Origin of the sequence: Photobacterium marinum, from assembly GCF_000331515.1 — a bacterium.
In the GTDB taxonomy this organism is placed as follows: Bacteria; Pseudomonadota; Gammaproteobacteria; order Enterobacterales; family Vibrionaceae; genus Photobacterium; species Photobacterium marinum.
Window position 1 is genome coordinate 126,405 of the sequence record NZ_AMZO01000011.1, and the last position, 7,630, is coordinate 134,034.

Consider the following 7,630-nt stretch of genomic DNA (forward strand, 5'->3'; position numbering starts at 1 on the left):
CGCTGTTAGAACCGGACAATTATATACCCAAGTCACCACAAGATGCTTGTTCAGCGAGAACTTTTAATCTCGCGGCGATATAAAAAACCCGGTGTCATTATCCGGCACCGGGTCTTAAATTCAGTATCGTTAACAGCAGTATCAGAATTAGCTGTTGCCGTTACGGCTGTCGAGCATTTTACGCAGCATTGGTGCAGGCTGATAACCTGGCAGCATAGTGCCGTCTTCCAGAATCATAGCCGGAGTACCACTCACGCCCATTGCCACACCCAGCTGATAGTGCTTGCGAACTACATCCGGACGCTGAGGAATATCGCTAGGATCGAAATGACCATTCTTGGCATCATCCATTGCTTTGGCCATATCTTTAGCCCCCCAGATAGCACTCATTTCGCTGAAGTTACGCGAACGCTCACCACCACGCGGGAAAGCAAGATAACGAATAGTGATACCGGCATCGTTATACGCCTTCATTTCATTGTGCAGCTTACGGCAATAACCACAGCTGGTATCCGTAAAGACAGTAACCACGTACTTCTCGTCTTTCGCCGGATAGACAATCATTTCGCTTTCCAGGCCTTTCAGCTTATCTTTATTCAGCTTGGCCATTTTCTGCTCGGTCAGGTTAACCGGCTTAGCGCCGTCATTTTTGTAGAGATGACCGGCAATGAAATAGCTGCCATCATCGGAAACATACATAATGCCGCGGTCAGTTACCACTTCATTCAGTCCCGCCAGCGGTGACGGAGTAATGGAGTTCGGAACCAGTCCCAATCCACCAAGTTTCGCCTTGATAGCAGCATCATCAGGCGCAGCCGCTGCTGTAAACGCCGTCATGGCAACTGCGGTGGCAAGTAAGGTACGACCAAAAAAGTGCATTCGACTATTTCCTTTCAGCAAAATTTAGATAATTACTAAGACCTGTAAGAGTCCGAAAAACTTTCAGAGTTCAATAACAGAACCAACAAGCTACCAATCGATAGGCAATGCACGTCGGCTCCGGGCTCTGTATTTTAATAACGAATAAGCAACCAGTATAACTGATTTCCCGACTCTTTTCTCAGCATGAAACTTATGCTCCGACACAGAGCAGGTTTCCTGCATGAAGATCTCATTCGCTTCAGGCTCTCGGGTGATGTTTCTCATGCAGCTGTTTAAGGCGCTCGGTTGCCACGTGCGTATAAATCTGGGTTGTCGACAAATCACTGTGGCCCAGCAACATCTGAACCACCCTCAAGTCTGCACCGTAATTCAGCAGGTGAGTAGCAAAGGCGTGGCGCATTACGTGCGGCGACAATTTCTCCTGATCGATACCAGCCAGCACTGCATAGTGCTTTATCCGGTGCCAGAAAGTCTGACGGGTCATCTGCTTGGCCCGCTTGCTGGGAAACACAACATCCGAGCTTTTCTCACCCAACAGTTGTGGACGCCCGACTTCAAGGAACTGCTCAATCCAATCGACCGCATTTTCCCCCATTGGCACCAAGCGCTCTTTATCACCTTTACCGGTTACCCGCACAACCCCCTGGCGCAGGCTGACGTTTTCCATCGTCAGACTGACCAACTCAGTAACACGCAGCCCGGTCGCATAAAGCAGCTCCAGCATGGCTTTATCACGCAGCTCAATCGGATCATTAGGATCCGGGGCATCAAGCAAGGCATCCACCTGTTCTTCGCTGATATCTTTAGGCAGCCGCTTAGGCAACTTAGGCGTCACCAGCATGGCACTCGGGTCATCCTCACGGATTTTTTCCCGGTACAGATACTGATAAAGCCTGCGGATCGCCGACACCATACGGGCACGAGAGGTTTGCTTATAGTCTGCATCAAACAACCACTGCTGGTAGCGCTGCAAATCATCTACCGAGGCCGTGGCCAGGCTAAGTTTTTCCTGTTCGATCCAGTCACACAATTTCCTGAGATCATTACGGTAAGAAGTCAGGGTATTATCAGACAGCCCCCGCTCCATCCACATTGCATCAAGAAACCGCTCAATGATCACTTCATCGTTTTCCACAACAACCTCTGGCCAACAAATACATGGATAAATACACAGTAGTTCTGCCCATAGTAGTCGATTTAGTGCTAAAAGTAACTGACCAATTGATCATTTCCCTACATAGCGTTTTCCAGATAACTCTCCTGCCAAATTGCCAAAACCGACTAACACTATTAGTCAACCGATACCAACCTAGGTAGAATCCACCCTATTGTGATGCACAAACCAACTGGACTAACGGCATGAAAATTGGCTTATTCTATGGCTCAACCACCTGCTATACCGAAATGGCAGCGGAAAAAATCCGTGAATGCATCGGTGCAGAGCTGGTTGAACTGCACAACATTAAAGAAGCAGACATCAGCACGATGAATCAATTCGACATGCTGATCCTGGGGATCTCAACATGGGATTTCGGTGAACTGCAGGAAGACTGGGAAGCCGTTTGGGACCAGCTGGACGGACTGAAACTCGAAGGCAAGACCGTTGCCCTGTTCGGCCTGGGTGATCAAGAAGGCTACACCGAATGGTATTTAGATGCGATGGGTATGCTGCACGACAAACTGCTACCGACCGGGGTGAATTTTGTCGGCTACTGGCCAAATGAGGGTTATCACTTCGAAGCGTCAAAAGCCCTGACCGAAGATAAGAATTTCTTTGTCGGCCTTGCGCTGGATGAAGACAGCCAGTACGAGCTGAGCGATGACCGTATCACCCAGTGGTGTGAGCAGATCCTGACGGAATACAGCGAAACCCTATAAAACTGACACTAGAAACGTCAGGACAAAACAACAGATACAAAAACGGGATGCCAAAGCATCCCGTTTTTTATTGGTATTCAATTGAAGCTTAAGCTGCCTGAGCATCCTGCTGGCTCAGCGCGCTACCCGCCAGGCGAGCAACAACCAGTGCAGCCAGTGTCGGCAGAACCCATGCCATACCGTAATCAAACAATGGCAGGATGTTTAGTGCTGACATGTCAATACCCATGAACTTAGCCGCATCAATCAGGCTGAACAGCAGTGATACAGACAGTACCGTGCGGTAAGCCAGACGTGGGTTTGGCATCCACTGGCGAACGAAGGTCAGGGCGACCAATGCAACCGCTACCGGATACAGTGCAAACAGAACCGGAATCGACAGTGAAATAAGCTGGTTCAGGCCAACATTTGCAATTACCGCACAAATCACCGCCAGGATAACCGCCCACTTCTCGTAAGACAGCTTAGTCAGTGAGCTGAAGTAATCAGAGCATGCACTGATCAGGCCGATAGCGGTAGTCAAACAAGCCAGCAGTACAATAGTAGACAGAATCATCTGACCAACAGGGCCAAACAATGCCTGTACGTAAGCTGCCAGAATTGCACCGCCGTTATCAGCACCTACCGCTACAGCAGAGCTGGTTGCGCCTAGGTAGAACAGTGAGATGTATACAAATGCCAGACCGGCTGCAGCAATCAGACCTGCGTAGATCAGGTAAGTACAAGTCGCTTTCTCGTCTGTCACACCTTTCTTGCGGATCACATCAACAATCAGCATACCGAACATCAGTGCCGCAAAGGTATCCATGGTGTTGTAGCCTTCCAGGAAGCCTTTGGTGAACGCCATGTTCATATAGTCGCCCTGAGCTGCCAGGATTTCACCCTGCGGGTTAACAAATACCGCAATAGCCAGTACCGCCAATACCGCAAACAATGCCGGAGTAAGGAACTTACCAATCATGTCGATCAGCTTGCCGCGAGACCAGGCAAAGAACAGAGCAACAGCAAAGAAAATCACTGAGAATACAGTCAGGCTAGTCTGACCAGCATCACCCAAGAACGGCTTAACAGCCATCTCGTAAGCAACCAGACCTGTACGCGGTGCTGCAAAAGCGGGACCAATAATAATGAAGATCAGCACAGCCATCAGGGTTGCCACTTTCGGTGGCAGGTCACGAGTCAGTCCGTCCCAGCCACCACCGGCAACAGCAACGGCGATAATGCCGATAAGAGGCAGGCCAACGGCTGTAGAAAGGAAACCGAACATAGCCGGAATCATATTTTCACCGGCAGACAAACCGGCTTGAGGTGGGAAGATAATGTTCCCCGCACCTAAGAAGAAAGCGAAGGTCATAAAACCCAGCGCCATGATATCTGTGAACTTGAGTGATTTGTTCAAACTGCACCCTCCCACTCATTGCTGCATTGATGATGTGTTTGCGTAATTCTTAAATTTATTTGTCACAAATTACTTATTGCTGAATGTGACATTTATCGCAGCATAATGAAGAAAAAGAGAACAAGAAGCAACCACCCAGTGAAAAACACCATAATCTTTGGTATCACAGCTCAAAAACCAGCATAACTGGCTATTTTAAGAACTCAGATCGAAACATAAAACCAGTAAAAGAGAGTTATTAAAAAGATAAAAAATAGAATCAATAACCAGATAACAACAAATTAACAAAATTAAAATATTCTGATGTTGTTATCGAACTGGCTATAATGCCGATCCTGAACAAAATTCCATCCCCGGCACACGCCAATGCCGAACCTGACGGAGTGAAAATGGCAAAAGGTTTTACTTTCAAACAATTCCATGTTGATGACCACGGTTGCGGTATGCCGGTCAGTACCGACGGGGTGCTACTGGGCACCTGGGCCGGATTACCAGAGCTAGGGGAGATACTGGATATCGGTACCGGCAGCGGATTACTGGCACTGATTGCCGCACAGCGCACCGGGCATACTTCACTGCCAGTCACCGCCGTCGAGATCGATCAGCCTGCGGCAAATGCCGCCAGAAAGAACTTTGCCGACTCTCCCTGGGCATCCCGCCTGCATTGCATTGAGCACAATGTTCAAACCTGGGCGCAGGCACAGCCGACGGGGCGCTTTAACGCCATTGTCTGCAACCCGCCCTACTTTAACAACGGTCAGCAGGCAGACAGCCAGGCTCGGGCAACCGCGCGACATACCGACAGTCTGAGCCACTCTGACCTCCTGACAGTAATCCGCCACCTGCTCAGCGAAGATGGCAATGCCAGCCTGATCCTGCCGGAATATGAAGGACGCCAGCTGATTGAACAGGCAACTCAGCATAAATTGTTCTGCCGCCGCGTCTGTGAAGTACGCGGCACGGAGAGAAAGCCTGTAACCCGACTGCTTATCACACTCTCGCCACAATCCGGTGATACCGTAAGCGAAGCGCTTTGTATTCACCACCAGGGCGCATATTCAGAGGCATTTACAACCCTGACCAGCGACTTTTACCTGAAGCTTTAAGCCTGCTCAAGTAACAGTAAACCACCACAGCTGCGCACCGTTTTGGCTTATCGTGATTTTTTTGTGCTTTAATCGGTGCGAGTTGCGGCAATTATCTCTATAATGCCGCCCCTTATCCCCATCCTCCCGTTATAGCCTTTTAAACATGCTGTGACGGGTATAAGTCTTAATTCCCGAGGAGAAATGACTGGTGAGAGACTTTTCCGAATTAGAGTTAGATAGCGAGCTGCTTCAAGCGATTGAAACAATCGGCTATGCACGCCCGACCGTTATTCAGGCACAGGCTATCCCTCACGCCCTGGACGGTAGAGATGTTCTGGCTTCCGCTCCGACCGGTACCGGAAAAACAGCCGCATTTCTTCTGCCGATGATCCAGCATCTGCAAGACTTTCCGCGCAAGAAGCCGGGTCCTGCCCGTGTGCTGGTTCTGACTCCGACCCGTGAACTGGCTATCCAGGTTGCCGACCAGGCTCGCGAACTGTCGCAGTTCACTAACCTGAAAGTCTTCACCATCACCGGCGGTATCTCTTATGACGAGCACGCAGAGCTGCTGGGTAAGACACAGGATATCGTAGTGGCGACCCCGGGCCGCCTGATGGAATACATTGAAGCCGAGCGCTTCGACTGCCGTGCGATCGAATGCCTGATCCTGGACGAAGCAGACCGTATGCTGGATATGGGTTTCGGCAAAGCCGTTGAGAAAATCAACCACGAGTGCCGCTGGCGCCGCCAGAGCCTGCTGTTCTCTGCGACACTGGAAGGCAAAGGCGTTCGTGAGTTCTCACGCACCATCCTGAACGAGCCAGTTGAGGTTAACGCTGAACCACCTCGTCGTGAGCGTAAAAAGATCCACCAGTACTACCACCGCTGTGACCACATGGAGCACAAGCTGGCACTGCTGGAAAACATTCTCAAAGAGCAGGCTGAGCGCACCATTATCTTCGTAAAAACCCGTGAGCGCCTGGCTACATTGCGTGATCAACTGGCTGCGATGAAAGTACCGTGCTGCTGGCTTCAGGGTGAAATGGCCCAGGCCGCCCGTAACAACTCAATCAGCCGTTTCCGCGACGGTACCGTCAATGTGCTGATTGCCACCGACGTCGCTGCCCGCGGTATCGACCTGCCAGACGTCAGCCATGTCATCAACTTTGACATGCCACGTACTGCTGATATCTACCTGCACCGCATCGGCCGTACAGCCCGTGCTGGTAAGAAAGGTACCGCAATTTCACTGGTTGAAGCCCACGATCAGACAATGATCGAACGTGTGAGCCGCTACATGGACGAAGAAGTGCCGGAGCGCTTCATCGAAGGTATGCGTCCGCAACACAAAAAGCCGGCGACAGTGAAGAAGAAAAAGAAAAAAGACAGCAAAAAAGACGGCAAGAAAAAAACGTCAGCCAAAAAGAAAAAGGCGAAAAAGTAAGACGTATTAAGTTGTTATGAAACACAAAACGGGCTGGTCGAAACCAGCCCGTTTTTTTATAACCTGAATTCTTCGTGAGTTTTCTTATTTCACAAGTAACTACTGTTCTTCGCGCTTAAACACCAGTTCGCTTTGCGTCGACTCCGCCGGGACGAAGAAGTAACCCGCCACATCAAACTGCTTCAATGCCTCCACAGACTCAACACGGTTATCCAGGATATAACGCGCCATCATGCCGCGGGCTTTCTTGGCATAAAAGCTGATCACCTTGTAGGTGCCGTTCTTGCAGTCTTTAAATACCGGCGTGATCACCTGTGCATCCAGCGTCTTCGGCTTCACCGCCTTGAAGTATTCATTCGATGCCAAGTTGACCAAGAGCTTGTCTCCCTGCTCTGCCAGAGCCTGGTTTAACTTGTCGGTAATAATCTCGCCCCAGAACTGGTAGAGATTACTACCGCGTGAATTAGCCAGCTTAGTGCCCATTTCCAGACGGTACGGTTGCATCAGATCCAGCGGACGCAGCAGGCCATACAGTCCGGATAGCATTCGCAGGTGCTGCTGCGCATAAGCAAAATCCTCTTCACTCATGGTTTCCGCTTCCAGCCCGGTATAAACATCCCCTTTAAACGCCAGAATGGCCTGCCGGGCATTTTCCATGGTGAATTCCGGTTGCCACTCAGCAAAGCGGGCAGCATTGAGGCCGGCGATTTTGTCACTGACCTTCATCAGAGTGGCAATGTCTGCCGGGGTCAGCTCACGGCAAACTTCTATCAGCTCAGCTGAGTGATCCGTCAGCTCCGGCAAAGTATAATTTTTGGTGGCCAGAGGAGACTCGTAATCAAGTGTTTTTGCAGGAGAAACCACAATTAACATAAGGCTTTATTCCTATTTCGGCTAACTGCTCAAAGGGTAACACCGTGTCTAGTCCTAAAATAGGTT

General features: G+C 50.1%; 7 protein-coding genes. 3 read left to right on the forward strand and 4 right to left on the reverse strand.

Annotated features, from left to right (window positions below):
• Positions 1–147 precede the first annotated feature (147 nt).
• Together dsbC and xerD are read right to left on the reverse strand one after the other, a co-directional pair.
• Entirely contained in the window at positions 148–879 is a 732-nt protein-coding gene (gene dsbC, locus C942_RS09085; protein WP_007464909.1) for a bifunctional protein-disulfide isomerase/oxidoreductase DsbC, read from the reverse strand.
• Positions 880–1,120: 241 nt separating this feature from the next.
• Positions 1,121–2,017, reverse strand: a complete 897-nt coding sequence (gene xerD / locus C942_RS09090; RefSeq protein ID WP_007464911.1) for a site-specific tyrosine recombinase XerD — start codon at positions 2,015–2,017, stop codon at positions 1,121–1,123.
• Between the two features lie 224 nt (positions 2,018–2,241).
• On the opposite strand from xerD, the gene fldB reads away from it, so the two are divergent.
• On the forward strand, positions 2,242–2,760 hold the full coding sequence (fldB, locus tag C942_RS09095) for a flavodoxin FldB (RefSeq protein WP_007464913.1): 519 nt from the start codon (positions 2,242–2,244) through the stop codon (positions 2,758–2,760).
• An 88-nt stretch (positions 2,761–2,848) separates the two neighbouring features.
• On the opposite strand, the gene brnQ is transcribed toward fldB, so the two are convergent.
• Positions 2,849–4,159, reverse strand: a complete 1,311-nt coding sequence (gene brnQ, locus C942_RS09100; RefSeq protein WP_007464915.1) for a branched-chain amino acid transport system II carrier protein — start codon at positions 4,157–4,159, stop codon at positions 2,849–2,851.
• A gap of 389 nt (positions 4,160–4,548) precedes the next feature.
• Between brnQ and C942_RS09105 the strand changes: the two genes are divergently transcribed.
• Both C942_RS09105 and srmB read left to right on the forward strand, forming a co-directional pair.
• The gene (locus C942_RS09105) at positions 4,549–5,265 is read left to right on the forward strand and encodes a tRNA1(Val) (adenine(37)-N6)-methyltransferase (protein WP_036799407.1); all 717 of its coding nucleotides are present in this window, start codon (positions 4,549–4,551) and stop codon (positions 5,263–5,265) included.
• Positions 5,266–5,452: 187 nt separating this feature from the next.
• Positions 5,453–6,691, forward strand: a complete 1,239-nt coding sequence (srmB, locus tag C942_RS09110) for an ATP-dependent RNA helicase SrmB (protein WP_198160170.1) — start codon at positions 5,453–5,455, stop codon at positions 6,689–6,691.
• 99 nt (positions 6,692–6,790) lie between these two features.
• On the opposite strand, the gene yaaA is transcribed toward srmB, so the two are convergent.
• The gene (gene yaaA, locus C942_RS09115; RefSeq protein WP_007464920.1) at positions 6,791–7,564 is read right to left on the reverse strand and encodes a peroxide stress protein YaaA; all 774 of its coding nucleotides are present in this window, start codon (positions 7,562–7,564) and stop codon (positions 6,791–6,793) included.
• Positions 7,565–7,630: the final 66 nt, after the last annotated feature.

Coding starts and splice junctions, on each gene's coding strand:
- fldB (WP_007464913.1), top strand. CDS start 2,242: ATGAAAATTGGCTTATTCTATGGCTCAACCACCTGCTATACCGAAATG.
- C942_RS09105 (WP_036799407.1), top strand. CDS start 4,549: ATGGCAAAAGGTTTTACTTTCAAACAATTCCATGTTGATGACCACGGT.
- dsbC (WP_007464909.1), bottom strand. CDS start 879: ATGCACTTTTTTGGTCGTACCTTACTTGCCACCGCAGTTGCCATGACG.
- yaaA (WP_007464920.1), bottom strand. CDS start 7,564: ATGTTAATTGTGGTTTCTCCTGCAAAAACACTTGATTACGAGTCTCCT.